This is a genomic window from Microcoleus sp. Pol12B3 (assembly GCF_036701355.1).
GTDB lineage: Bacteria > Cyanobacteriota > Cyanobacteriia > Cyanobacteriales > Microcoleaceae > Microcoleus.
In genome coordinates this window covers 1-25,951 of the sequence record NZ_JAUBQS010000061.1, presented here as the reverse complement: position 1 = coordinate 25,951, position 25,951 = coordinate 1, and the positions used below count along the sequence as shown (strand labels likewise).

The 25,951-nt window shown below is 45.7% G+C and carries 31 protein-coding genes; 20 read left to right on the top strand and 11 right to left on the bottom strand.

Translation table 11 applies throughout. The annotated features are described in order from the left end of the window. Positions 1-60 precede the first annotated feature (60 nt). Both QUA53_RS23625 and QUA53_RS23620 read right to left on the bottom strand, forming a co-directional pair. Entirely contained in the window at positions 61-1,074 is a 1,014-nt protein-coding gene (locus QUA53_RS23625) for a PleD family two-component system response regulator (RefSeq protein ID WP_333100113.1), read from the bottom strand. Positions 1,075-1,439: 365 nt separating this feature from the next. Further along, positions 1,440-1,595, bottom strand: coding sequence for a hypothetical protein (locus QUA53_RS23620; protein WP_333100112.1), 156 nt, complete (start codon positions 1,593-1,595; stop codon positions 1,440-1,442). Between the two features lie 328 nt (positions 1,596-1,923). Here QUA53_RS23620 and QUA53_RS23615 point away from each other — a divergent pair, with 328 nt between their 5' ends. The 5 genes from QUA53_RS23615 to folP all read left to right on the top strand — a co-directional run bounded on the left by QUA53_RS23615 (position 1,924) and on the right by folP (position 5,463). Continuing rightward, entirely contained in the window at positions 1,924-2,877 is a 954-nt protein-coding gene (locus tag QUA53_RS23615; protein ID WP_333100111.1) for a hypothetical protein, read from the top strand. 100 nt (positions 2,878-2,977) lie between these two features. Further along, entirely contained in the window at positions 2,978-3,163 is a 186-nt protein-coding gene (locus QUA53_RS23610) for a PCP reductase family protein (RefSeq protein WP_006633749.1), read from the top strand. A gap of 75 nt (positions 3,164-3,238) precedes the next feature. After that, the gene (gene tpiA, locus QUA53_RS23605) at positions 3,239-3,964 is read left to right on the top strand and encodes a triose-phosphate isomerase (protein ID WP_333100116.1); all 726 of its coding nucleotides are present in this window, start codon (positions 3,239-3,241) and stop codon (positions 3,962-3,964) included. 217 nt (positions 3,965-4,181) lie between these two features. Then, a complete protein-coding gene (locus QUA53_RS23600) occupies positions 4,182-4,511 on the top strand; it encodes a hypothetical protein (RefSeq protein ID WP_333100110.1) in 330 nt (109 codons plus the stop codon). A gap of 103 nt (positions 4,512-4,614) precedes the next feature. Beyond that, the gene (gene folP / locus QUA53_RS23595; RefSeq protein WP_333100109.1) at positions 4,615-5,463 is read left to right on the top strand and encodes a dihydropteroate synthase; all 849 of its coding nucleotides are present in this window, start codon (positions 4,615-4,617) and stop codon (positions 5,461-5,463) included. On the opposite strand, the gene QUA53_RS23590 is transcribed toward folP, so the two are convergent. Continuing rightward, positions 5,454-6,290, bottom strand: coding sequence for a stomatin-like protein (locus QUA53_RS23590; protein ID WP_333071549.1), 837 nt, complete (start codon positions 6,288-6,290; stop codon positions 5,454-5,456). The genes folP and QUA53_RS23590 overlap by 10 nt on opposite strands. A gap of 191 nt (positions 6,291-6,481) precedes the next feature. Between QUA53_RS23590 and QUA53_RS23585 the strand changes: the two genes are divergently transcribed. After that, on the top strand, positions 6,482-7,237 hold the full coding sequence (locus QUA53_RS23585; protein ID WP_333100108.1) for a tetratricopeptide repeat protein: 756 nt from the start codon (positions 6,482-6,484) through the stop codon (positions 7,235-7,237). A gap of 96 nt (positions 7,238-7,333) precedes the next feature. On the opposite strand, the gene aroB is transcribed toward QUA53_RS23585, so the two are convergent. Further along, positions 7,334-8,428, bottom strand: coding sequence for a 3-dehydroquinate synthase (gene aroB, locus QUA53_RS23580; RefSeq protein WP_333100107.1), 1,095 nt, complete (start codon positions 8,426-8,428; stop codon positions 7,334-7,336). A gap of 77 nt (positions 8,429-8,505) precedes the next feature. On the opposite strand from aroB, the gene petL reads away from it, so the two are divergent. Then, positions 8,506-8,607 (top strand): cytochrome b6-f complex subunit PetL, encoded by a 102-nt coding sequence (petL, locus tag QUA53_RS23575; protein ID WP_333100106.1) that lies wholly within the window; start codon positions 8,506-8,508, stop codon positions 8,605-8,607. A gap of 181 nt (positions 8,608-8,788) precedes the next feature. Here petL and QUA53_RS23570 read toward each other — a convergent pair whose 3' ends face one another. Together QUA53_RS23570 and QUA53_RS23565 are read right to left on the bottom strand one after the other, a co-directional pair. After that, on the bottom strand, positions 8,789-9,202 hold the full coding sequence (locus QUA53_RS23570; protein WP_333100105.1) for an SET domain-containing protein-lysine N-methyltransferase: 414 nt from the start codon (positions 9,200-9,202) through the stop codon (positions 8,789-8,791). 280 nt (positions 9,203-9,482) lie between these two features. After that, a complete protein-coding gene (locus tag QUA53_RS23565; protein ID WP_333100104.1) occupies positions 9,483-9,671 on the bottom strand; it encodes a hypothetical protein in 189 nt (62 codons plus the stop codon). Positions 9,672-9,851: 180 nt separating this feature from the next. On the opposite strand from QUA53_RS23565, the gene QUA53_RS23560 reads away from it, so the two are divergent. After that, positions 9,852-10,064, top strand: a complete 213-nt coding sequence (locus QUA53_RS23560; RefSeq protein WP_333100103.1) for a helix-turn-helix transcriptional regulator — start codon at positions 9,852-9,854, stop codon at positions 10,062-10,064. A gap of 71 nt (positions 10,065-10,135) precedes the next feature. Further along, positions 10,136-10,288 carry a hypothetical protein gene (locus QUA53_RS23555; RefSeq protein ID WP_333100102.1) on the top strand — a complete coding sequence of 51 codons (153 nt, stop codon included), beginning with the start codon at positions 10,136-10,138 and terminating at the stop codon, positions 10,286-10,288. Positions 10,289-10,329: 41 nt separating this feature from the next. Here QUA53_RS23555 and QUA53_RS23550 read toward each other — a convergent pair whose 3' ends face one another. Beyond that, positions 10,330-10,554: a KTSC domain-containing protein gene (locus tag QUA53_RS23550; protein ID WP_333100101.1), complete on the bottom strand. Its 225-nt coding sequence runs from the start codon at positions 10,552-10,554 to the stop codon at positions 10,330-10,332. 201 nt (positions 10,555-10,755) lie between these two features. On the opposite strand from QUA53_RS23550, the gene QUA53_RS23545 reads away from it, so the two are divergent. The 9 genes from QUA53_RS23545 (at position 10,756) to QUA53_RS23505 (ending at position 21,975) form a co-directional block, all read left to right on the top strand. Then, entirely contained in the window at positions 10,756-11,346 is a 591-nt protein-coding gene (locus QUA53_RS23545) for a chromophore lyase CpcT/CpeT (protein WP_333100100.1), read from the top strand. Positions 11,347-11,456: 110 nt separating this feature from the next. After that, entirely contained in the window at positions 11,457-12,605 is a 1,149-nt protein-coding gene (locus QUA53_RS23540) for an NAD-dependent epimerase/dehydratase family protein (protein WP_015175194.1), read from the top strand. Between the two features lie 481 nt (positions 12,606-13,086). Further along, positions 13,087-13,284 (top strand): hypothetical protein, encoded by a 198-nt coding sequence (locus QUA53_RS23535; protein WP_333100099.1) that lies wholly within the window; start codon positions 13,087-13,089, stop codon positions 13,282-13,284. A gap of 13 nt (positions 13,285-13,297) precedes the next feature. Further along, positions 13,298-14,431 (top strand): glycosyltransferase, encoded by a 1,134-nt coding sequence (locus tag QUA53_RS23530; RefSeq protein ID WP_333100098.1) that lies wholly within the window; start codon positions 13,298-13,300, stop codon positions 14,429-14,431. A gap of 585 nt (positions 14,432-15,016) precedes the next feature. Then, on the top strand, positions 15,017-17,671 hold the full coding sequence (locus QUA53_RS23525) for a GAF domain-containing protein (RefSeq protein WP_333100097.1): 2,655 nt from the start codon (positions 15,017-15,019) through the stop codon (positions 17,669-17,671). A 150-nt stretch (positions 17,672-17,821) separates the two neighbouring features. Then, positions 17,822-18,964 (top strand): hybrid sensor histidine kinase/response regulator, encoded by a 1,143-nt coding sequence (locus QUA53_RS23520; protein ID WP_333100096.1) that lies wholly within the window; start codon positions 17,822-17,824, stop codon positions 18,962-18,964. 150 nt (positions 18,965-19,114) lie between these two features. Next, a complete protein-coding gene (locus QUA53_RS23515; protein ID WP_333100095.1) occupies positions 19,115-19,945 on the top strand; it encodes a GUN4 domain-containing protein in 831 nt (276 codons plus the stop codon). A 728-nt stretch (positions 19,946-20,673) separates the two neighbouring features. Beyond that, on the top strand, positions 20,674-21,264 hold the full coding sequence (locus QUA53_RS23510) for a YdcF family protein (RefSeq protein ID WP_333100094.1): 591 nt from the start codon (positions 20,674-20,676) through the stop codon (positions 21,262-21,264). Positions 21,265-21,429: 165 nt separating this feature from the next. Further along, positions 21,430-21,975 (top strand): GAF domain-containing protein, encoded by a 546-nt coding sequence (locus QUA53_RS23505; protein ID WP_333100093.1) that lies wholly within the window; start codon positions 21,430-21,432, stop codon positions 21,973-21,975. A gap of 368 nt (positions 21,976-22,343) precedes the next feature. Here QUA53_RS23505 and QUA53_RS23500 read toward each other — a convergent pair whose 3' ends face one another. From QUA53_RS23500 to QUA53_RS23490, 3 genes are all read right to left on the bottom strand, one after another. Continuing rightward, positions 22,344-22,877, bottom strand: a complete 534-nt coding sequence (locus QUA53_RS23500; protein WP_333100092.1) for a hypothetical protein — start codon at positions 22,875-22,877, stop codon at positions 22,344-22,346. Positions 22,878-23,031: 154 nt separating this feature from the next. Continuing rightward, a complete protein-coding gene (locus QUA53_RS23495; protein WP_333075772.1) occupies positions 23,032-23,670 on the bottom strand; it encodes a lysophospholipid acyltransferase family protein in 639 nt (212 codons plus the stop codon). 326 nt (positions 23,671-23,996) lie between these two features. After that, entirely contained in the window at positions 23,997-24,206 is a 210-nt protein-coding gene (locus QUA53_RS23490) for a hypothetical protein (RefSeq protein WP_333100091.1), read from the bottom strand. Positions 24,207-24,313: 107 nt separating this feature from the next. Here QUA53_RS23490 and QUA53_RS23485 point away from each other — a divergent pair, with 107 nt between their 5' ends. Further along, a complete protein-coding gene (locus QUA53_RS23485; RefSeq protein ID WP_333100090.1) occupies positions 24,314-24,712 on the top strand; it encodes a hypothetical protein in 399 nt (132 codons plus the stop codon). A 261-nt stretch (positions 24,713-24,973) separates the two neighbouring features. After that, positions 24,974-25,216, top strand: a complete 243-nt coding sequence (locus QUA53_RS23480; protein ID WP_333077799.1) for a DUF433 domain-containing protein — start codon at positions 24,974-24,976, stop codon at positions 25,214-25,216. Positions 25,217-25,735: 519 nt separating this feature from the next. On the opposite strand, the gene QUA53_RS23475 is transcribed toward QUA53_RS23480, so the two are convergent. Next, a partial coding sequence (locus QUA53_RS23475) for a transposase (RefSeq protein ID WP_445304982.1) occupies positions 25,736-25,951 on the bottom strand: 216 nt, incomplete at its 5' end.

The window sequence follows — 25,951 nt, the reverse complement described above, 5'->3', positions numbered from 1 at the left end:
CTAAAATTTTAATAAATAATTATTCCCTATTAAGAGAGGCATAGTTTTTATCATTATGATTTAACGGGTGAATTTATTAACTGTATGAACCTTGGTACAAAAAGTATTACGACCTTGATCTTTAGCTTCATAAAGTGCTGCATCAGCAGCAGTAATTAAATTTTCTGGTCGGAGCTCTTGGGTAGGAATCACACTGGTAATACCGAAGCTGAGCGTAATGTAATGACTGGGAGAACTCTTATGTACTATTGCTAAAGCTTGAATACGAGCCTGCATTTGCTTAACGATTTGGACTGCTCCCTCAAGCTCGGTATCGGATAAAATCACTACAAATTCTTCCCCTCCATAACGTGCTACTAAATCTCCAGCTCGATTAATACTGCGATTAAGAGCTGCCGCAACTTGCTGTAAACATAGATCCCCTGCTTGGTGTCCATAAGTATCGTTATAAGGCTTGAACAAATCGATATCACACAAAATTAGTGACAAAGGAGTTTGCTGCCTTGTCATGCGTCGCCACTCCTCGTCTAGCTGTTGGTCAAACTGACGGCGATTGGCAATCTGAGTCAAACCGTCAATTGACGCTAAGTATTTTAATTGTCGATTGGCAGCCTCTAGCTGCTTGTAAAGTAGGGTTTGTTGCTGTTGCAAATGGAATTGCTGAATCAAGCGTCGCACTCTCTGTCCCAGAACAGCCCAGTGAATCGGCTTAGTGATATAGTCAGCAGCTCCCGCTGCAAACGCTCGATCTACAGATTCTTTGTCTTCTAAGCTAGTAATCATCAAAATAGGCGGGCGATCGCCCTCAGGCACTTCAGATAATTTTTGACAATAAGCAAAACCATCCATAGTAGGCATCACTGCATCGAGTAGGATCAGGTCTGGATGTACTTCCTCATAAGCTGCTAGCCCTGTCAACCCATCACTAGCTTCGGCCACTCGGTATTTTTCCTTTTGTAAATAAAGTCGAAGTTGCAAACGAATCAAGGCATCGTCATCCACGATGAGAATTAGAGAGGACGGTTCCGTAGATGGGTTAGTCGAAATGGCTGACTCTTCTAATGATTGATACATACGTCCTGGTGTATCTTAAACTTTGGAAACATTCTAGCCTAGCATATTTTGAGCTTGGGATGAAAAGTAAAAAACTGGCAAATATGTCCTACATTATACACCAGCTAAGCTGCCGCAACAAAATTCTAGCCAGCGTCAGGTTTGTTAAACAAACAGCCCCAGTCTACTTAAAATTATCGCTTTTTTTCGGGGATATAAAGTCTGGTAACTTGCGCTAATTTTTGTAAATATGTAGCTATTTTTGGGGCATTAAACAGTTTTTACAACGTCGAGCGAGCTTTGACGAACGATCGCCTGTTATCCCGCGATCGTCCGTGGGATAATATGCTATATTTCTTAAATTAATTCAGGCTTTTTCAGGTGCATCAAATTCCTGCCTCATCTTTGAGCGATCGCCACCTATATTTTTGGGGAATACATCTGATGGTCACACGATCGCGTATAGCTTCGCCCTTGGTTGAGCGTTTGTTCGCACCAGCAAGCTCTGACTGCAACATGGCGCAAGCTTTGTTAAGAAACATATACAGCGTTCTGCGCGAGCTGGGATAGGTTTTTTCTCTTTTTTCTCCTCCTAATCCCCCCAGAAAGTTTCTAAACTGGTTTCTTTGGACTTGAGTGGGGAACACATCGTCACAGCATTGGCACCATCTTTCAAAGCATGGGGGCATTGCTATCGAAACTGTTTCTCTCATCAGATTCACTCAGCCAAGGGACTAGCATAAAAACCCTACCTTATATATCTTAGCTCTATTTCTCGCTCAATTTTTGGATAAAGTTCCACTATTAAAAACAGAAGCTGTACTACAATCACTGGGAAACAATAAATTAACTTGATGGAGGGTACTTAGTATGGCAGTAGCACTACCGGATTTTTCTCAAAGCCTTCAAAAAACGAAAGAAGTTTGGACGGAACAAGTCGGAAAAGCAGTTAATTCTGTTTCCGAAGCAACAGCACAAGCTAAATCTTCTCTCTCCGACACTGGGTACCAGGCAAAAGAAGCTCTCACTCAAACTACGAATTCTGCCGTTAATACTGTTAATCAAGCTACGAACAATGCTTTAGGTAATGTAGCGGATAAAACAGAAAAAGCGAGGATTTCTATATCCGAAGTCGCGAATCAAGCCGTTAGTCGCGTCAGTGAAAGTACCAACAAAGCAGTTGATGCTATTTATCACTCTGCATCAACTGCTAAAGAAACTATTAATCAAACTACTAACTCTGCAGTCAATACTCTGAATCAAAGCACTAACCAAGCTGTAGAGATTGTAAATCAAGCTACAGAAAAGGCTAAGGCTTCATTAGAAGATAGCATGAACAAGGCGGGAAATATGAGCGGTGCCGCTTCAGATGCCCTCCAAAGTGCTATTAATGCTACCGTCAAAGATTGGATTGATTCTAATCCTGTAATTTTTTGGTTTGTGAATCACCCGCTGATATTTTTAGTAATTTTGCTGCTATTTATATTGAGTATATTAGGCTTTTTTCAGGCTTTAGCTAGCTTGTTTGCAAAAGGATGGTTATTTATTCTGCAAAGCCCTGTAAAATTTATGCAAGGGGTTTTGAGTTTCGGCTCTAAATCTGTAAGTAATGTCGGTGGAGTGGCTGTAAACTCATTAGTTTCACAGAATCCCGAATACAAAAATAATTCAGGTTTACAATTGAGGGGAGTTGAATCAAACACTTTGGAGTCTCAAGAACGGCTTGCTAATATTTTGACAAGGTTGGAGGCAATTCGACAAGAGCAGAATCAGCTTTTACAAGAAGCGTCTGCTATTTTAGGCAACAAATTTAAGGCAGAGTGAGAAGGTGTGGCCCGATCGCAACTCGTGGTAAATTTAATACATCCAGGCTTTCCATCAAAGCCTGCTCCATAAAGGCTTGTAGTCGATCGCTCAATACGCCATGCCCGATTCCGAATTTTCCGATGATTTAAAATGGACGCCAGAAGCAAAGGCGAAGCTGAAAAATATTCCCTATTTTGTCCGGGGACAAGCTCGCGTCCGCATCGAGCAGTTGGCCCGCGAAGCCGAAACCGAAGTCGTCACCGTTGACTTAGTTGAGCAAGCTCGCATCGAGTTTGGGCAATAAGGGCTCGAAATGTACCCTAAAGCTTTACACTATAATTTGCCTGATTTTGATGTTCACAGAGCTACTGAGTCACCCGTGCGGAAAATAGTTATTGCTGGCAACTGGAAAATGTACAAAACTAGGACTGAATCCCTAGAATTTCTTCAAGGATTCATGTCCTGCCTGACGGAAACCCCAGAGGAACGGGAAGTCGTGCTTTGCGTTCCCTTCACCTCCTTGGCTGTCCTCTCGAAAAATTTGCACGGCAGCCGGATCAGACTCGGTGCTCAGAACGTCCACTGGCAAGAGTCAGGAGCTTTTACTGGGGAAATTTCCGGGCCAATGCTCAGTGAACTTGGTGTCCGTTATGTCATCATCGGTCACAGTGAGCGGCGCCAATATTTTGGGGAAACTGACGAAACGGTGAATTTGCGGCTGAAAGCTGCTCAGAAATACGATTTAATTCCGATTCTGTGCGTTGGGGAAACCAAGCAGCAGCGAGATGCAGGCGAAACTGAAGCTCACATTTTTTCTCAGTTGGAAAAAGATTTAGTTGGTGTTGACCAAGAAAAGTTAGTCATTGCTTACGAGCCGATTTGGGCGATTGGCACTGGCGATACTTGCGAAACGAAGGAAGCTAACCGAGTTATTGGTTTGATTCGCAGTAAATTGACTCATCCTGGCGTGCCAATTCAGTACGGTGGCTCGGTCAAACCGGAGAATATTGATGAAGTCATGGCTCAGCCGGAGATAGACGGGGTTTTGGTTGGTGGTGCTAGTTTGGAAGCTGCGAGTTTTGCTCGAATTGTCAATTACAAATAAGTCCTAATGGGTAATTAGTAATTGGGGGGTTAGGCCAGGAGTTATGACACCAAAACCAGATAATCTGTAAGAGTTATAGCAGACGAAAGCTGGAAAATTGTTTGCTTCAACACTTGAACCAGGACAGTAGGAAAAGTGTCATACACTCCTCTAGCAAACTTTATTAAACAATTCAAAATCGAGCTTAAGTAAAATAAAACTTTAAAAGGACATAGGCATGGATGCACTCGTAGCAACAATCGCACAAATTTTAGATTACGTTCACACCCAAGGACCAGATGCGATCGCGCAGCTAACGGCACTACTCGTAGCTCTCAAGGCGGGAGTGGGAGTTGTGGGGTTGCTGTCTGGCCTGGTGGCTCAAGTACCCGCTACATTACCCGCGGTTACTGAAATTATCAGCCAGTTGATAGCTTTAATCAGTTCCGGGGCCGGAATTACTGAAATAGCAACGGTGCTCGGTCAATTGGCGACCTCGCTGGGATTATCTATTGAGACTGTTGTCCATGTCTTGCAAATGATTGGCGCTTTATTGGTAGCATTTTAAATTGAGTCGCCTAGCTTTTTAGGGAATTAACCACGCCTTCCGACTTACGCGATCGCACTTGGCGGATCAGCTACTCGAAAAAGAAGGTAGTCACCCAATAAAAATGACAATTAGAAATAAAGTTTTTGAGTGGGGAAAACGCACTTATTTGATGGGCGTTTTAAATGTTACCCCTGACAGTTTTAGCGACGGCGGAGATTTCTATACCATAGAATCTGCTTTAGTGCAAGCTGAAAATATGGTAAAATCCGGTGTAGATATTATTGATATTGGCGGTCAATCTACGCGGCCCGGTGCCGCGGAAATATCTTTAAAAGAGGAGATCGATCGCGTTATACCTCTGGTACAAATACTGCGAGAAAAAGCCGATATTTTTGGCTCAGTTCCTATTTCTGTCGATACTACCAGAGCGCAGGTTGCCAAAGCTGCAGTTGAGGCGGGAGCTGATATAATTAACGATATTTCGGGAGCTACTTTTGATTCGGAAATGCTGTCAACCGTTGCTAAGTTAAAAGTACCAATAATTTTGATGCACATTCGGGGAACTCCCCAGACGATGCAACAACTCACAGATTATCGCGATTTAATTGGGGAAATTAAGGAATTTTTCGAGAGTCAAATTGCGGCAGCAGTTGCTGCGGGTATTGACAAATCTCAAATAATTCTCGACCCCGGTATTGGCTTTGCCAAGACTTACAGTCAAAACTTAGAAATTTTGTGCGAGTTGCGAAAATTCCGTGTCTTAAACTGTCCGCTTTTAGTCGGAGTATCGCGAAAAAGCTTCATCGGTCACATTTTGAATCAGCCAGAAGCGAAACAAAGAATTTGGGGGACAGCGGCGGCTTGTACAGGTGCGATCGCAAATTTGGCAGATATCTTGCGAGTTCACGATGTCAGAGAAATGCACGATGTTTGTCTGGTTGCCGACGCTATCTTCAGGAATCAGTCTTGAGAAGTGTTAGTATCGATAACTTTCATTTCTCCGCCCTCAGAATGAATCACATCGGGCATAGAACCCATCAGCTCGCCCAGAGCTTCCGTCATGCTTCTCGGATCCATAAACAGAATTTTGGCATTGTCGCTTTCGCCCAATTTTTGTTGAGCTTCTAAGTATTTTTCGGTTACTAAGTAATTCAAAACTTGCTTGCTATTCGGATGTGAGTCTAAAGCTTCAACTAAGAGCCTCATGTACTCCTTAGTGCCGATCGCTTTATTGACCATTGCTTGCCACTCGCTCTTGGTAGCGCGCTCCAATTCCATAGCTTCTTGCACCCTTTTCGGAGGTGTAATGCTTTGAATTTCTACGCGAATTACTTTGACACCCCAAGTTTCCGTAGCTTCGTCCAACTTTTTGAGTAACTTTTTATTCATGTCATCTCGGGAACCCAAGATGTCTTGCATGGGCAATCGACCAATTTCAGCGCGAAACGTTGTTAAAACTAAGTTGGCGATCGCATTTTCAATTTGATCGATTCCATAATAAGCTTTCTGTAAATTTACAACCCGCCAATACACAACGGCATCGACTTCGAGAGCCACATTATCTCCCGTAATTGCTGACTGAGGTTTAATGTCTAAAACTCTTTCACGGCTTGTGTCCACGCAGACGACTTTTTCGACCAGGGGACTGATAAAGTGGAATCCTGGCTTGAGGGTGCGCTTGTATTGACCCAAACGTTCCACTAAAGCTTCGTCGCCACCGCTGACTATTTTGACGCTTGAGTTAACAGCGTAGCCGAGGATGAGCGCAAAGAGCATGGTAAGAATAGACTGCCCCATTTCTATTTTCCTGCTAAGGTTGACTGAGAATCGATCGGAATTCTACTCTAATTTAACTCAAACTCGGCCACACAGTGCTAAAATATCTCGACTGTTAATAACTAACTATTTGATCGGGTGGGCCCCATCGGCTCCGACTCTTACGGCGCTAGTGAAACCCAGGATATCAACAACACGTTTCCACAAAAGACATGAAAAACGATCGAGAGTTTCGCTTGTTCAAACCTTTGAGGTGGATCGCGCCAAGCATTTTGGTGGGTGCAGGAATGTGGAATGCCGCAGTGACCCAACCGGCACAAGCTGAGACCATCGCCCTGCAACTCTCGCAAAACTTGCAGCCTCCACGCCGAGGCCCTGCTGTTCGGGAAGTTATGTCTTATGAGATGAAGGGAGACGAACTCAGGATTTGCAAGCAGGAAGGCAACTCCGAGAAAAAGTGCCAAGTTGTAGGTAAAGGCTACACGGTGGGTTTGAGAACTGCCAACGACCTTTACGGTCAAGGAAATGCTGTCAATGCCGAAACCTTGTACCGGCAACTAATCGCTCGCTATCCCAAACAAGCGGATGCTTATTACAAGCTAGGAACTATGTTGTCGGGGCAAGGTAAAATGAGCGATGCGATCGTTCTATTCCAAAAAGCAATTGAAGTCAACCCGCAGCACGCCAAAGCTCACAACGATTTAGGCGTCGCGATGGCAAGTCAGGGGCAGTTGCCGGAGGCAATTGTTCAGTGGAGACAAGCCGTTAAAATTAACGCTCAATATCCCGATGCTTTAAACAATTTAGGAGTCGGTTTGTACCAGCAAGGAGACAAGGAAAACCAAGCCGAGGCAGTAGCCAGCCTCACAAAAGCTAAGGAGTTATTTATCAAGCAAGGCAGAACTCAAGCCGCTAACAGAGTAGATAAGATTTTGGAGGAAATTAATTCGCGGTCGAGCGGTTCCTAAACTCAACCGCCGATCGCACATTGAAAGAAAAAACATCTGTGGCGATCGGCGTTAATGGGCGTTCAGCGACGGTTAAACACCCCTATAAACAGAAATCTAAAGCATTTCCTTCAAAACTTGTAAAATCAAATCTCCATCCACCCGATCGCTCACAGCAGCCTCACCCAAGCGCACGGGCAGCACAAACCGCACCTTGCCATCCTGCACCTTCTTATCGAGTTGCAAAGTATGCAAAATTTCCTCAACATCCACACCCGCCGGCAATTTGGCAGGTAAACCCGCTTTTTCAATCAAAGCAGACTGGCGGCGATCGCACTCAGCATCCCACATTCCCAACTCTACAGCCAATCGGCTTGACGCAGCCATACCGATGGCCACTCCTTCCCCGTGATTGATCACCTTGTAATTGGTCAAACTTTCCACAGCATGACCGATGGTGTGCCCGTAATTCAAAATCGCCCGCAAACCCGATTCCTTCTCGTCTTTGCTTACCACCTCAGCCTTAGCTTGGCAAGACCTGCTCAAAATTTCTGCCAACAAATCCGCCTTCACATAGCGCATTTGATCCAAACGCTTGCAATTCTCCAACTTCCCGAAAAGTTCAGCATCCCAAATCACCCCGTACTTGATGACTTCCGCCATCGCCGAACGAAACTCCCTCGCCGGCAGAGTTTTGAGGACATCCGGGTCAATTAACACCAAACGCGGCTGGTGAAAAGCCCCGATTAAATTTTTCCCTAAAGGATGATTTACCCCCGTTTTGCCGCCGATCGAAGCATCAACCATCGCCAGCAGCGAAGTCGGAACCTGCACGACATTAATTCCCCGCAGCCAAGTCGCCGCAGCAAAACCCGTCATATCGCCCACCACCCCGCCGCCCAAAGCCACCATTGTCGAGGAACGTTCTAAGCGGTTTTCCAAAGCCGCACCGTAAATTTTCTGTACCGAATTTAAAGTTTTGTACTGTTCTCCCGGTGGTAAAATGCAGGTACCGACTTCCAGACCGGCCGATTCGAGGGCTGCGGTTGCTCTTTCGCCGTACTGCCGAAAAATTGACTGATTCGACACCAGAAGCACTTTTTTGCCCAAGCTTAGATCGCCCATCAGACTGCCGAGTTCGTCTAAACCGCCCGATCGCACGCAAACATTGTAAGATTGTGGCCCCAAGTCAACTTTAATTATGGATTGCATATTTATCTAATTTAGATATTAGATTTTAGATTATAGTTCTTATAGGTCTTTTTATTGATTGTTTTGGAGAAATTGCAATGACTCTTAGCGGAGCAATAACTTATTTTGGGCTTTTTGGCGGCGCGATCGGCTTGGCCACAGTGCTGATGTTTGGTCTGCGGGCTGTCAAACTCATCTAATTTGCTAATTTAGATGTCTCAACCAGAAGATTTAATCTCTGGTCAAAGTATCATTTTGACGAAGTATTTGCGCCACAAATATCTAGGTTTATCTGTAGATTTGCGGCGTAAATACTTCCTCCTATAAAACTTTATGCTAGTATTAACTAATTCAATAAATCCAGTACGCAACTGTAACACTTTAACTAGATTGTATGGTTCGTGTCACAGTGATTTCCTGAATACCAAGACGTATAAAATAAGTATCATCATAACAGTTATAGTTGCAAACAAGTTCTTCTCCCTCGTAGATGTCAACTGCTGCAACGTCTCGTCGCACTGTCGAAAGAATATTAGGAGACTCTGAACAATGATTGATGAAACGTTGATCGTCAAAGCAAAGAACATATCTACACAGGATATTGTCAAAATAGGCATATTTTAGGAACTGTTCTTTTGCTGAAGGAGACATACGTTCAACATCAGCCTCTTCATAAGACATATCGAAGTATGGAGAGTATTCCCAGGTAACAGTACCTTTGGGAATAAACTGCGCTGCGAAAAGACCAATACCATGAATAAAACTGATGCCAAGTTTTGTCTTAACCAGTAGCATACTGTGTTATTCTCCTGTTAGGAGAATCAACGACAAAATGCTGCTTAAAACTATCAACACCACAACTCTATCACCTACATCCCAATGAAGAAACTTGCCGTTCACTATAGCGCTTATAATTTAAATCTGAAATATTATAGAGTATAATCAAGGAAAAAAACCGAAAGAAATATCCGTTTCAAGATGATAATTGTAGCGTGGAGTCTGGCTAGGGACCGACTTCTGGGTTATAACACAGGAGCGATCGCACTTGTTGTAACACACGATCGCTCCTGATCAACTACAAGATTCGTTCTAATTGAGTCGATCGAACTTCTGGCAATTTCTCAGCCCCTGTCGTATCAAAAACGATCGCGTGTTTAGTAGCCGGCAACAACCGCTGTAAAATCTGCAGGTATCCCTCAGCATCGCCCCGACGGTGGAACCCAGCAACCACCAATCGCTGCATATTTGGTAATTGCCGCACCATACACCACGGATGAGTGTTTAATTAGGGCTTTGATGTTGGTATCATAGAATCATCTTTCCCCGCGTTTGCGGGGTTTGGTAGAGAATGCGATCGCCCTTAAGTTTTCGAGGCTAGGAGGGCGATCGTTTTCAGTGTACATAGATATTATATGTTGCATACGCATCAACGTCAAGTTAAAACATGGGATACGTTAGACTGCGGATTCGAGAACTAGCTGAGCAAAAGGGTTGGACACTAAAGCAAGTTGCCGAGCGATCCGGAGTTAATTACAACACTGTCAGAAGCTACGTTCAGCGCGATGCTTTGAATACAGTCGATCTTTCTGCTGTTTACAAAATTGCCCGCGCCTTCGACGTGACAATGGAAGATTTGGTCGAGATTTTGGAAGATTGAGGGCGCACCAATGGGGCGAGTTCCACTAAAAATTCGAGAGGTGGTAGAAGAAAAGGGCTGGAGGCTGCAAGATGTGGCCGATCGCCAAGAGGGTTAATTACAAAACGCTTAAAGGGTACGCTAGACGCCATGATGGGATGAGTATGGTCGATATGACGGCTGTTGAGAAGATCGCCCTTGCTTTTGATGTCATGATTGAAGATTTAGTCGAGTTTTGGGAATAAAGGGCGCTCTCGCTAATGGGATACGTTGATTAATGCCGTACTTATCGTCGCCGTTTCTTTACTTGTTGGTAGGGAAAACAATCAATAACGTCAGATAGCATATAACTACCTTTGGAATCTGATTCCATCAGTTCCAAGTAGACAGTCTTGGGAACTTCAAAATATCGATAGGTTTTGCCACTATTGAAAACAACTTCGAGGGTGGAGCTTTTCTCGTCATAACCAGCAGATTGGATCATGCTAGATGCAACAGGTTCTAGTTTCATGGTAATTCTGCGATGCTTTTCTGTAACTATTTATAGCCGATCGCCCTGCAATTTAAGTTAGCCCGCCTAAAAAAACAGAATACCCAGATCCTCGACTTCGCAGAAGTCCGGGATGTAGCGCGCGATCGCGCCTTATTTCCCCTAAAATAACTTTTACCAGAACCCCAATCTAAAATCTAAAATCCCAAATCTAAAATCGAAATGACTCATTCCACCGATATCGTCACCCTCGGCCGCTGGATGGCCGCCGATTTCAGCAACCAAGCCCAAGCCTTTGAAAATCCGCCATTTTTCGCCCACATCCGCGTCTGCATGAGGCCTTTGCCGGTCGAAGTTTTGGATGGGCTCAGCTTGTACCTAGAACAAGCCTACGATATTGAACTGAATGTACCGTACCGAGTCCGAGTTTTGAAATTAGTCCCGGTGGGCGATCGAATTGACATCGAAAATTATGCCATAGAAAACGAAGAACAATTCTACGGCGCTTCCCGCGACCCGCAACGGCTGCAAGAAATCAAAACAGCACAACTGACTCTACTTCCCGGCTGCACCTTTATTACGCAGTGGACGGGCAACAGCTTCAAAGGGTTTGTCGAACCAGGAAAAGGCTGCCTGGTGGTCAGAAAGGGCAAAAAAACCTATCTAGACAGCGAATTCGAGATTGACCAAGACAAATTTATTAGCCACGATCGCGGACGCGACCCAGAAACCGACGCCCACGTCTGGGGAGCCCAGGCCGGCCCCTTTGAATTCACCCGCCGGGCCAGTTTTGCCGACGAAATTCCGGTTTAATCTAAAAAAACAGACTCCTTCCTGGGCGAACACGCTTGATTAAAGGTTCAGAATGCACCAATACCTGGTACATTAACCCAGTATTGGCAAGCAAGATTCACCGTTGATTTATGAAAGTCCTGGTTATTGGTGGCGATGGCTATTGCGGTTGGGCAACCGCACTCTACCTTTCCAACAAAGGTTACGAAGTTGGCATCCTCGACAGCTTCGTGCGGCGGCACTGGGATCTGGAACTGTGCAGCGACACCCTCACTCCCATCGCACCGATTCAGCAACGACTCCAGCGATGGCAAGATTTAACGGGCAAGTCGATCGACTTGTTCGTCGGTGACATCACCAACTACGATTTTCTCAGCAAAAGCATGAGAAAATTTGCACCAGAGGCGATCGTCCATTTCGGCGAACAGCGTTCGGCACCTTTCTCAATGATCGATCGCGAACACGCAGTCCTCACCCAAGTCAATAACGTCGTCGGGACACTCAACCTGCTGTACGCCATCCGCGAAGACTTCCCCGACTGTCACCTAGTGAAATTGGGGACCATGGGCGAATACGGCACGCCGAATATTGACATTGAAGAAGGCTACATTACGATCGAACACAACGGCCGCAAGGATACACTACCCTATCCCAAACAACCAGGCAGTTTCTACCACCTGTCAAAAGTCCACGACTCCCACAACATCCATTTTGCTTGCAAAATCTGGGGTTTAAGAGCCACCGACTTAAATCAGGGCGTCGTCTACGGCGTGCTCACAGATGAAACCGGCATGGACGAACTGTTGATCAACCGTTTGGACTACGACGGAGTATTCGGGACAGCATTGAACAGATTTTGCATCCAAGCTGCGATCGGTCATCCTCTGACAGTTTACGGAACTGGCGGACAAACCCGCAGCTTCTTAGACATTCGGGATACCGTGCGGTGCGTGGAATTGGCGATCGCCAACCCCGCCGAAGCCGGACAATTCCGCGTCTTCAACCAATTCACCGAACAATTCAGCGTCGGCGACTTAGCCTCCTTGGTGCAAAAAGCAGGCATGGCCATGGGATTAAAAGTAGAAATCAACAACATCGAAAATCCCAGAGTCGAGAAAGAAGAACATTATTTCAATGCCAAAAACACCAATTTGCTAGACCTCGGTTTGCAACCGCACTATCTCTCAGATTCCCTGCTCGATTCTCTGCTGAATTTTGCTACAAAATATCAGCACCGTGTCGATAAAAACCAGATTTTGCCGAAGGTTTCTTGGAAGTAAGTTCTGGTATCTACCTGGGGGTAAGAGATTTTTTAACGAACCGCGAAGGCGCGAAGGGCGCGAAGTAAAAGAAAAGAAGGGAAGAGAGGAGAAATGTTTGCAAGTTCAGAAGAGATTTATTTGTAGATTAATTTTTTCATATCTATCTTTTTGATCTTTTGCTCTGTGTTCTCTGCGTCCTCTGCGTTTAATTGAAAAATGGCATAAGGTTTTTAGGGCGGGTTTTTTGGGAATAAAGCCGTAAAAAGTCAAATTCTCTTTCTGTGGCTTTTGGTTGTTCTGCCTCGATTGTCAGCGAGTGCAGTTTGTGCTTATTATTTAATAGCCGAATGGGTTGCAGTAACGGCGAGTTATCAAAATTAGCGCCGAGCGAGTGAGCGAAGCCCGGTATGCCACTGAAACAGCAATATTATAAATTGCCAGAACAGCACAGGAAATTCACAGAATTAATTGCTTTGCCGAAACTGGGGATGGCTTTTAGGTGGGAGAATTTTATCAATTGGCATTCCGGGAATTTGCATCTTATCCCAAAAACCTCTGGCTCCAAATTAGCGGTAGTGAAACAGAAAGAACAAGTGTAGAAAAGCAGCCGATCGCACGCCATGACTTAGCTCCCCGCGAGACAGTGTATCCTGTTACCGATGACCTTGGCCGCAGGCTACGATTATCGGCTCCCTAAGTAACTTATTTTTATGAAAATTGCTCTTTTCACTGAAACATTTCTGCCAAAAATAGACGGCATTGTGACGCGCCTGATTCACACTGTAGATCACTTGCAGCGCGCGGGCGAACAAGTTTTGATATTTTCTCCAGATTACGGGATTAAAGAATACAAAGGCGCCCGAGTTTACGGTGTGGAGGGTTTGCCTTTGCCGATGTACCCGGAACTGAAAATGGCACTTCCTTCTCCGGCTGTAGGTCGCCAATTAGAGCAGTTTAAACCGGATATTATTCACGTTGTCAATCCCGCAATTTTGGGATTGGGGGGTATATATTACGGCAAAAAGTTCAATATTCCGATTTTGGCTTCTTACCACACGCATTTGCCCAAATACTTGCACCACTACGGTTTCGGAGTCCTCGAACCTTTATTGTGGGAACTGCTCAAAGGAGCGCACAACCAAGCAGAATTGAATCTCTGCACTTCCACAGCAATGGTGGAGGAATTGAGAACCCACGGCATTGAGCGAGTAGATTTGTGGCAGCGGGGTGTAGATACTGAAATGTTTGTCCCGGAATTGGCAAGTCGAGAAATGCGATCGCGCCTTTCTGAAAATAACCCAGACAGTCCCCTGCTGCTGTACGTCGGCCGCCTCGGTGCAGAAAAAGAAATCGAACGCATCAAACCAGTCCTCGCAGCCATTCCCGACGCCCGCCTCGCCTTAGTGGGAGACGGCCCGCACCGGCAAACTCTCGAACAATATTTTGCCGGTACACCCACCAATTTTGTCGGCTACCTCAAGGGGCAAGAACTCGCAAGAGCTTACGCATCGGCCGACGCCTTTATTTTTCCCTCCCGCACTGAAACCCTAGGCTTAGTTCTCCTAGAAGCAATGGCTGCGGGGACGCCTGTAGTGGCGGCGCGCAGCGGCGGAATTCCCGATATCGTCACCGACGGCGTTAACGGATATTTATTTGACCCCGCCGACGAAGAAGGAGCTCTGGCTGCCACCAAGCGTCTGTTTGCGAATCCCGAAGAACGGGAAACCCTGCGCCGTAACGCTCGCCGAGAAGCCGAACGCTGGGGTTGGGCCGCGGCCGCTGCACAACTGCAGCGCTACTATCAATCAGTGGTATTTGCCGAGTCCATGCCCAGAGCGGCCTAAATGTCAGCATCTGTAGCACCTTTAAACATCGCCGCCAGCTTAGCTTCGCTGTTCGATCGTCAGTTGGTAGTGAGGAGGGGTGTTTTCAAAGACCGATCGAACTTTTTTGCTGCATAAATTACCGTCGCTATCCTGCTGTTGCGTTTACCATTAAACTATGAGTAAGCTCTGTAGGAAGACCTTGCGCGCTGCTTTCATAGCGCCCTTTACCTGACCGGATACGGTCCCCTAGTGCGCTAAAACAGTCACACCGCGCGCTGCAGTCGAGCACAGAGCGTCAAATCCACACTGCACTCTCGATCAAACTAAAGCCTGTCACCTAATTTTCAGGCTTGCAGTTTTGCGAACTCAAGTTCAGCTTGAATGGACGAACCCTCATCAGTATCATCGAGGTTGTAAAAAAGATCGATCGAGCATACATAACAAGCAAACTGAAGTTGCGTGCGCCACTTTTGAACTCAGGATTCATCAAAACGGCAAGCGAGTGCCGACGCGCTTGCAAACAAATTCAAGAGTGTGCACTGCCGCCGAATCTAGCGCGGCTCAACCTGCAGTCAGTTTACCCTTCTGAGCAAGCAGTTAATCATGACCTTCTCCAATACTGGTAGCGTTCTGGCTACACTGACTCAAGTCAATTTTATGGGGGCATTGACCTCCCGTGTTAAGAGCCTGCCAGTTCCTGAATTAGTGTGCCTGCTGGACTTTATCACGGCTGAATTTCAGCAGTTTATCCGGGCGATGGACCTGATTAACAATGAAGCACTCGAAAGTCTCTTAGAGCAACTTTTAGATGCCTTCACTGTCAAAATTGGTCAAATTCTGCAAGCAGACCGGACAACAATTTTTTTGGTTGACTCCAACAAAAATCAACTGTGGCACAAAACACTCGATCCACTTACGGGCGAGGATGTAGAAGTGCGCTTGCCGATGGATGCAGGCATTTTAGGCTACGTAGCAACCACCGGAAAATCGATCAATGTCGCCGAAGCTCGATCGCACGAGTATTTTAATTCCGAAGTAGACGAACCACCGGGCTATCAAATCAAGACCATGCTCTGTATGCCGATTTTTAGCAGCAAGAGCCAAGACGAACCCGTAGCAGTGGTCAGACTCTTAAATAAAGCTGGCAATGTCTCCTTTAGCGAGGAAGACGAACAGCAGTTCCAGGCTTTTGCAGATTCGATCGGGATTATTCTAGAAAGCTGTCAGTCTTTCTACGTCGTGGCGCGCAACCAGCGAGGGGTTGCCGCACTTTTGAAAGCCACAACGACTTTGGGTCAAAGTCTTGACTTGGAAACAACTTTGCGCTCGGTCATGGATCAAGCTCGCGACTTGATGCAGGCCGATCGCAGCACGCTATTTTTGTTAAATCGGGAAACCAACGAACTTTGGACAAAAGTCGCTAAGGCCGACGGTACAACGATGATGGAAATCCGTATTCCTGCGAATAGGGGAATTGCGGGCTACGTGGCTTCGACCGGTCAACCTCTAAATATTACAGATGCTTACGACGATCCCCGCTTTGACCCATCTACAGACCAGCAAACGGGATACCGCACTCGGACTGTCTTGTGCATGCCCGTGCATAACGCTAAAGGTGAGCTGATCGGGGTAACTCAACTAATTAATAAGAACCAAGGTACTTTCACCCCTTCCGACGAAGAGTTTTTGCGAGCGTTTAATTCCCAAGCGGGAATGGCGCTGCAAAATTCTCAACTGTTTCAGAACGTGATGGTGGAAAAGCAGTATCAAAAAGATATGCTGCAAAGTCTTTCTGATGCAGTCATTTCCACGGATTTGAAGGGGCGAGTTGTTACTATCAACGAAGCAGCCCTAGAATTGTTGGGCTGTCCGGTAAATCAAGCTAAAAGCAAACACAATCCCCAGATTTGGGAAGATAAACTGGTGAATCGCTATGTTTGGGAAGTTGTGCCGATCGACAATTTGCAATTTCGACTAGAAGACAGCCTCAAAAATGCTGCCCGACATTACGTTCCCGAACAAAGTTTAACTGTGGGACTGTTGGTAGAAAAAACACTTAATTCCCAACAACAAAAAGAAGAAGAAGAAAGTTATATTTTGGCTGTGCCCGATCGCGCTGAGCCTACTTTATATTACGCTTGGGGCGAAAACCGCGGGTGGACTGAGGAAGTAGCGCTGGCAGAATTAGCTAATGCCCAATCTCTATTTGCCCTGCGAAATTCTGCCCTGTATCACCCTTATTGCCCGCTGCCGATCCCCGCCTCTCGAATTAAAGTAATTGAACGCAGTTTGAATTTGACTGTCAACCCGCTGCTCAATCCAGAAGGTGGCGTGCGCGGCGGTTTAGTCGTGCTCGAAGATATCAGTCGCGAAAAGCGGATGAAAAATACCATGTACCGCTACCTGACTCCTGGAGTCGTAGATAAAGTGATGGCCTTGGGCGAAGGCGCTCTGATGGTAGGCGAACGCAAAGAAGTTACTATTTTATTTTCCGACATTCGCGGCTACACCACACTCACCGAAAATCTGGGAGCGTCCGATGTGGTATCCCTGCTAAACGAATATTTTGAGACGATGGTGGAGGCCGTTATCCACTACGAAGGCATTTTAGACAAGTTTATCGGCGATGCTTTAATGGCGGTGTTCGGCGCCCCCCTGCCGCTCAATCCCCCGGAAAGTCACGGTTGGATGGCGGTTCAGTCGGCTTTAGATATGCGCCGGCGTTTGAAAGAGTTTAATGATTCTCGCCCTAGTGCAGATCCGTTTCGCTTCGGAATTGGGATTAGTTCCGGAGAAGTAGTTTCGGGAAATATTGGTTCTCAAAAGCGAATGGATTACACGGTAATCGGGGATGCGGTGAATTTGAGTTCGCGATTGGAACAGCTTACAAAGGAGTACGGATGCGATATAATTTTAAGCGAATTTACATACAGTTTGTGTCGCGAAGGAATTTGGGTGCGAGAGTTAGACAAGGTGAGGGTTAAGGGCAAAAATCAGCCGGTGGGTATTTACGAGTTGCTGCAAAATAGTTCTGAACCCATCGACGGGGAAACCGTTCGGTTTTTGGAACTTTACGGTCAGGGTAGGGATGCTTATATTGCTAGAAATTTTCAGAAAGCTATTAGTTGTTTTGAAGCGGCTTTAGCAATGCGACCCAGCGATCGACCTGTGGAAGTTCACCTCGACCGATCCCTGAGATATTTGGAAGTACCCCCGCCTGATGATTGGGACGGCGTGCATACGATGACAACCAAGTAGTAAATTATATTACATCCGAGTGTTCAAAAGTAAAAAGATTTGATAAAGTTGTGAGATCTTCCTTATGACAGAGTTAACAAGTGTAAAAATGTGAAAATATGAATCGGATGCCATATTAAAGTTAGTATTTATTTCCAGGCTAACAATTAAATGAGTTATTTATCTGTTCCGAATGCCACAAAAGCCGATCGGATTCTGGTGGTAGACGACGCACCAGATAATGTTTTGTTGGTTCAAACAATCCTAGAAGAAGAAGGTTACGAAATTAGTACGGCCGAGAACGGCTTTTCTGCCTTGAGCCAAATTGACAAGTCAGCCCCGGATTTGGTACTGCTAGACGTGATGATGCCGGGAATGGATGGTTACGAAGTCACTAAACGAATCCGACAAAATAAGGAATTGCCCTTTATCCCGATTTTGCTGATCACGGCTCACGACAGTGCGAGCGTAGTCCAGGGATTGGACATGGGAGCCGACGATTTCATCCGCAAACCAGTGGAAATGGATGAACTGCTGGCGAGGGTTCGATCGCTCCTACGGCTAAAACACAGCGTAGACGAGCGCAATTCGATCGCCCTCCAGCGCGAAGATTTTGTCTCCCGGCTCGCTCACGACTTGCGGACGCCCCTCGTAGCAGCCGATCGAATGTTAACTTTAATGCAGCAGGGAGCTTTGGGAGAAATTTCCCTTCCCATGCGCGACGCTTTCGGGACTATGGTTCGCAGCAACCAAAACCTGATCGCGATGGTAAATATGTTGCTGGAAGTCTACCGCTACGAAGCAGGTCGCAAATCCCTAAGTTTCGCTGCCGTGGATTTGCGCCAGCTTATTACTGAGGTAGCTGAAGAACTAGCTCCCCTAGCGGATGCTAAAGGTTTGTCGGTAAATTTAGACTTGACAGAAAGTGCAGAAAGTGCGCCAATTGCGAAGTATCCGGGCGATCGTCTGGAGCTGCACCGCTTGCTGACCAATCTCATCGGAAATGCGATTAAATTCACCGACAAAGGCTCAATAGATATCACCTTAAAAGCTGCCAATTCACCTGCTTATACGAGCTTCAAAAACCAACCGCTGGCATGGGTAATTATTGAAATCCAAGACACCGGCGCTGGAATTTCCCCCACCGAAAAAGCAAAGTTATTTGAAAGGTTTGGCCCGGGAACTCACAAGAGATCCGGTACAGGTTTGGGACTGCACCTCTGCCGCCAAATAGTCGAAGCTCACCGCGGCACGATCGAGGTAAAATCGGATTTGGGCAAAGGCAGTTTGTTTACTATTCGCTTGCCTTGTTAAATCGGTATCAATAACTCTAACTTTCGGGTGCGGAATGCCCACATTACTGCAGATAAACTGTAATTGTAGGTTGCAAAGTGCGTACCTAATCGAATAGTGGTTAATTTACCCGATGTCATATAATTACTTGGCAACCGAATGTATGGCAATATGTCTAAATGTCCAGTGTGCGGTGCTGAATACATAGAAGAAAAAGCAGAGTTTTGCTCGATTTGCGGGTGGGATTTGACTCCCTACCCGCAACGTGCTAAGCCTTCCAAAACTTATTTAAAAAAAGAACAAGTTAGATTGCAGTGGGCAAAACAAATGTGGGAAATGGCCCGCAATCAACAAAATTGGTTAGCTAAATTTGATGAGTTGCAGGGGGAATTGCAGCAAGGTGCGATCGCCCGCACATACATTCAATCTCAGTTAGAATGGGTTCTGTACCGCCTCGAACAACTAAACCCCGAATTGATTGTCAGCACTCTACAGCGACTCGAAGACAAAATCGGCGCTATACCTGACTCAACTCCGGCTATCTCCGAAGTGGGGATGGACTACCGCCAACTGACAAAGCTATTAGAAACCGGAAAATGGCGCAAAGCTGACGAACACACTTGGGAAATCTTGCTGCAAATCGCTGTCAGGGAAGACGAAGGCTGGCTGAGTGCAGCCGATATTGACAGTTTCCCTCCTACAGACCTTCGCACGATCGACCAACTTTGGCAACAATACAGCAGCGGGCGGTTCGGGTTGAGCGTGCAGCAGCAGATTTGGGAAAGTACCGAGGCAAATTATACTCAATTTTGCGAGCGAGTCGGCTGGCGAGTCAAGGAAAATTGGAAATATTACAGCGAGCTCTCCTTCAACGAAGATGCTCCCCCCGGACATCTCCCCGTAACCGCATGGAGGCAGCGCGCCTGTTACGGTGCTGGTAAACTCACCGCAGCAGAAAACTTTGCCCGCATCGCTGCGAAACTGGCAACTGGCGATCGGTAGTCATCCATAATAAAAAAATCAAAATCGACATTAACTGCTATAATCAAAACGGTTTAGCAACTGGGGCTGTGGCTCAGATGGATAGAGCAAGCGCCTCCTGAAGAATCGGGCACCCTGCGAGGAAACTCTGGGAGTGAATGTGGTCAAATTTGGTGAAACCTAAAGAGTTCGTGGGTTCCTATGACTCTAAGGCAATACCAAGCCAAGCCTGAGTTCAGGGCGATTAAACAATCGCCTATATTGAAATCAGGAAGGTTTAGAGACTAGACGGTCACCACCTAAAAGCTGCAAGCATATGGTGAAGGTATAGTCCAGAGAGTGGGGAAACTCACACAAATCTGAAGCGCTAGGTCGCCGGTTCGAACCCGGCCAGTCCCGTTAAAAATCAAGAAAAATGAACAGCAGGAGGGGTAAACCTAAGTTTTGCCCCTCTTTTTTGCATATCTGCTAACGAATTCGCCCACACACGAATACTTGCTTGAAGACGAGGACTTACGCAGAACCTCTATAGAATCCATCTGAAATCTAAAATCTCAAATCTAAAATCACCTGTTTAAGCCCCACCACAAGCGTAGAGTCAATCTAAAATCTAAAATCTAAAATCTAAAATCTTATGATCCCCCGACTCTTTTTTAAATTTTAATTTTTAATTCCTGTTAGTGGGCTATACGTGCGGTATTTTTTGTTATGGTTCCTTTGTGAGTTACATAAAATTTTTATAGGTTTAGATGTGGTTAAGAATCAACTCAAACACGCAGCGTTACAAGCGTTTGAACACTTCACGCAGTTTTTGGTTCCTAGTAGGGCTTTTGACGGCGTGCTGGTTTGGCTATCAGCACGTTAAGAGCGAATTTCAGAGACCCCAAGCTTTGTTAGTTCTAGGTGGGGCTACGGAGCGAGAGGTGTTTGCCGCCAAATTTGCTCGGGCTCATCCTGAATTGCCGATTTGGGTGTCGTCTGGGAGCAATCCGGAGTTCGCGGAATGGGTATTTTCAGAAGCGGGAATTGAGTCCGATCGCCTGCACTTAGACTACAGAGCGGTGGATACGGTAACAAATTTTACCACCCTGGTAGATGAATTGAAAGCTCAAGGGATTGAGAGCGTGTATCTGATCACTTCTGACGATCATATGCGGCGAGCTCAGATTATCGGCGAAATCGTACTCGGCAGTCGAGGCATTAGTTTTAAGCCTGTGGCAGTTCCGTCTGGGCGAACCCCCGAACCGGTGGAAAAAGCTGTTCGCGACGGCGCTAGGGCTATTCTTTGGCTGACCACCGGTTATACGGGTGCTGACTTCAGCCAAGCCCGAATTGAATAAACCCAGAAAAGCATTGAGAAAGTGTTAATTTTTTGCCATTCTCTCTGGTTTTAAAACTTGTTTTCTATAACTATTTAAAGAAGCGGGAAGAGGCTGATGATAAATGCGTAAGAGAAGAGAACGAGTAGTTTAAAATTAGTAGATGAACTTCAAAAGCTAAAGTTAATGACCGACCAAATTCTGCCACAAGTTCTAGAGCAAATTTTGAGTGACACCAAAACACCGGATGCTGTTTTTTCGGCTTTGGTGCCGGCTTTAGGCGAGGTGTTAAATTGCGATCGGGTCTTTCTCTACCTCCGCAATCCTGAAACGCAAATGGGCAGAGTACCTTACTGCTGGCGTCACAACTCGAACATTCCAGAGGTTTGGGACGCAGAATGGAAAAAAGAACCGGAATCTTTAGGGGAAGAAGACCCTTTGTTTGCAGCAGCTTTGCGAACTGAACCTTCGATTTTTGTTGAGGATGTTGAAACAGCAAATCCTGAAGTTGTCAACAAAGATTTTGAGGCAAAAGAGTTCGGACATCGAGCTGTGATTCACGCTCACCTTTGTGCTGACGGCTTATTGTGGGGGGTTTTGCAGCCTTGTAGGTTCGATCGCCCCAGAGTTTGGACTGACTTCGATCACCAAGTTATAGCAGCAGTTACAGAAAAAATTTCGCCTTTAGCTGTCGCTTATGTCACCGCCTCAGCATCAAAAAATGAGCGATAAAAATCAATAATTTACCTGTAGGGAGCGCGTGGGCAATGAATGAATGTCCACTTCAGACTAAAACCGCATCTAGATCGCGGTTTTAGCCGAATCTCAATACCCTTCCCGGGGGACGAAACACCGTTTCCGCTTCCCCCCTGTTTTAGTTAGGGGGGATCGATGCGCTAATTTTCACCGAAAAGTCTGGTACTAAATTTGAGCGGATTGTTGTCACTAATGGTGAGGTGTGCATCGCCCTAGGGATAGACTTGGTGCACAATTCTTGTTTAAAAAACGCCCCAATTTTGAATGCCCCGACTGCTGAAAATCCCTTGAACCCGACTAATACAGCAATTTCCAGGTTTATGGAGTACGGTTGCAAGGGTTTGTCAACCATTTTGGTAAGTGTTTGGGATTAAGGTGTACTCTATTTGCGTGGAATCTGCTGTATCATCCTCAGCGCCATCTACTACCACCAAATAATCGCCGGCCCGCAGGCGATCGGTGTAAATTCTAGCTGTTTCTTCGGGAATTCCCAAGTCAGTCAAGGCCTTCACCACTCCACCGAAAGCCGCCGCCGAGACGCCAGTGCTTGCTACGCTAGCCACCAGTGAGGCGCCCAAAGTGCCCGCTGCAATCATCGGCCCGATTCCGGGAATAGCTAAACTTCCGAGACCCACTAGCACGGTGGCTAAAGCACTATTTGTCAGAGTGTCTGCTACCACTCCTGCTCCTGTGTCTAGATTTTTATCGCCCACCTGAGCGATCGTTTCAGTCTCGCCTACAGACTCGCCTGCATCCCTAGCAACAACCGAAACTTTATGCATTGGAAACCCGGAAGATTTCAATTCTGTCAGAGCTTGCTCCGCATCTTCGCGGTTAGAAAACAATCCCAACGCGCGGGTTTGATTGCTTGTTACCATATCTTTCTTCTTATCCTCTGTAAAATTAAACTCAAATTCAAGCCTAATTATTGCGCTTGTTTTCAATCACTTATATTGATATTTTTCGATGTTTATCTTCAGCATTCATCTATCTGTAGATATAACCTGAAAAACAGCAACAAAAGTTATAAAATCAACGACCCAAATCGTGCATGGCATTAATCTCGATCGCACATCTTTGAGTCAGCGCTTGCAACTCCTCGCGATCCGAGGAACCGGGCGCTTCAATTAGCTTGCCAATTCGCACCGTTAGCGGCACCGGACGCGGAATTCCAGAACCTTTCGACGAAATCGCGTGAGTTCCCCACAAACTAACCGGTAACAGCGGCGCTTTTGCCTTAGCAGCTATCAGCGCCGCACCTAATTTCGGTTCAGTAATTCTGCCGTCTGGGGTGCGAGTCCCCTGCAAAAATACACCCGTCGCCCAGCCATTTTCTAAAGAATTGATAGCCGAGCGAATAGCACTGCGATCGGCACTTTCCCGCTTCACTGGGTAAGCACCGTAAAGCGTAATTGCCTGCTTCAAAATAGGAACTTTAAATAACTCTTCCTTTGCCATAAATGCCACAGGCCGCCTCATGCAATTCGACAAAATCGGCGGATCAAAATCGCTGGCGTGATTGCTGACTACTACCACAGGCCCTTCTGTCGGCACATTTTCTGCACCGTAGATGCGGCCTCGAAAGTAAAGGTGCAGCATCGGGCTGACAATTGACCATTTGAATAAATAGTAGAGAAGTAAACTTTCGACTGGTTCGCGACTTTTGCTCACAGAAAAACCTTAAGTTTTAAATTACATCGAATATTAGCCTATCAGTTCAGCAATGACAAATGAATAGTATTTTGAGGTTTGTAGGGTTGCCTGCGCTTGGAAACCGCGTCTACACACACAAAACCCACCTACGTGGGTTAAAGAAGAAGTCCGCCGGCGCGGACGCAAGCTTGTGTAGCGCCAGACTTAAGTCTGGTGGACTATTTAACTGAATGTCGGAGGTTTGCAAAGGCTCAATTTCCGGTCAGCATAGCTTTCTGTCCTTCCGAAGAAGTGGCACAGCCCAAGAAATCCTTAACTGCTTGGCTAGGAGGATTGTTGTAGGCCTAGTACAACTGCCGCTTGTAAGGATAGTTACCCGCACCCGGCGTCGCACCGTTGACGGGAACAACGCGCACCGCTTTCTGATTGGCTACTTGAGCGAATGTGGCATAACCAATGCTGTTCTTGCCTAAGACTTGCAGCAGGGGAGTTGTCGCATCTCGATCGAGCGTGGTAATATTTTGCGTCGTGCCAAACTCGCCACCTCCGAGCACTTGTTCTTTAAGCGTTTGGTGAGTGCAGCTAACTGTCGGTCTGTTAATTACTTTCTTTAATCTGGGTCGCCGTGCCGCCGACTTTTGACGAGTCTTGAGTATTTCCCTTGAAGATTATCTTGAACTTGAGCGGAGGAACTTATACCGTTACGGTGTCAGAAACCAATACCACAAAATCTGCTTACGGGGGTCAGTTTGTGCTCTATGACGTGCATATTGCCAAGATGTTTGAGGTGACATATTCGGACTGTCAGGAGATACCCAACGCTGGCGGTAGAACTTGGTATTACCGCGCCAGAAATAGTAAAATTGACATGGGGCAATTCAGAATAAACTGTCAGTTGGCTAGCGATATTGCTAATACTTATGGTTTAGGGAACCAGAGCGTACTGCGAGTAGCAATCTTTTCTCTTAGCAATATATTGGCAGAAATTCACGACAAACTCGTAGAATATTTTGAAAATGGAGCGCGTTTAGTTTGGGTGATTCATGCTAAAGAACAGTAGGTGTTGGTGTATTGATCGTCCCAAGATCTCGATCGCCTGCTCAAGTCCGCTGATTCCTTTGATGGCGAAGAAATCGTCCCCCGCTTTACTCTTCCGATTGCGGAGTTATTTCAAAAACTGGCTTTTTAATGAAAGTGCGATCGGACTGTGAAAAATTGCGAGTATTATTGATAATTTAACTTAGGCAGTTAGTAAGACCGAATCCAAAAATTGCGGGGAATCAGATATTAATATAAAGATAACTTCTAGGAGGCGATAAGTATGACAAACATATCTAATAAAAAAACAGCTATCATCCGTACAGAAAGAGGACTGACGCTCGCAGGTACGCGCATCACTATCTACGACATCATGGACTATGTGACGGCTCAATATCCGCCTAAGTTTATCAGGGGATTGTTTGACCTTACAGAGGAACAAATTAATGCGGCTTTAGCTTATATTGAGGCAAATCGCGCTGATGTTGAAGCTGAGTATCAAATGGTTGTTAAGGAAGCTGAGTAACTGCGGTTGTATTATGAAGAAAAAAACCGCGATCTGATTGCTAGAATTGCCGCCCAACCACCAAAACCAGGAACGAAAGCTGCATGGGAAAAGCTTCGAGATGCTAAGGCGAATTTTAAGTCTAAGCTAGAGTTTTTCATACTAAAGTATGATAGGATCAATGTATCATAAAATCATTAAATACTATGAGCGCTAGCTATAGTGTTTTAAAAGTGATACCCATGTTAAAAAAATTAAAAACCATTACTCTGGCAACTTTTCTGGTATTAGGAACAGCTAAACGGGGTTCTACTGCAGGGGGAACGCATCTTATTGAACACTGTTCATCAGTGGTGAGTATATTTTGAGATAAATTCACCATTCAAAGAAGCTACAGACACGCTTTGTAATGACTTTAATAAGAAAATAGTAACTGATTAATGGTGGTTTTTACGCTTCTGCTAATTTTGAAACAATAAAACTATTACAACCACTGTTTCCAAGTTTTATAAGAGTTAATAATGAGTTATTCGTGAGAATTTAGTTAACTGCAATAGCGAGGATCTTGGTCAAATAGTCATCATCCCACCCGGCTCGAAGTCGTTTATTTTTTGCTCCAGTTTTTGAAGTTTTCTCTTGATTCAAAAGATTGAGCGAGATGTGTCTAATCATAGCAAACTTTTGCGGAGCATTATCTTTTCTAATCCGACAATCATCTTCACGAAAACCCACATCTAATACCCAATGTAAAGAATT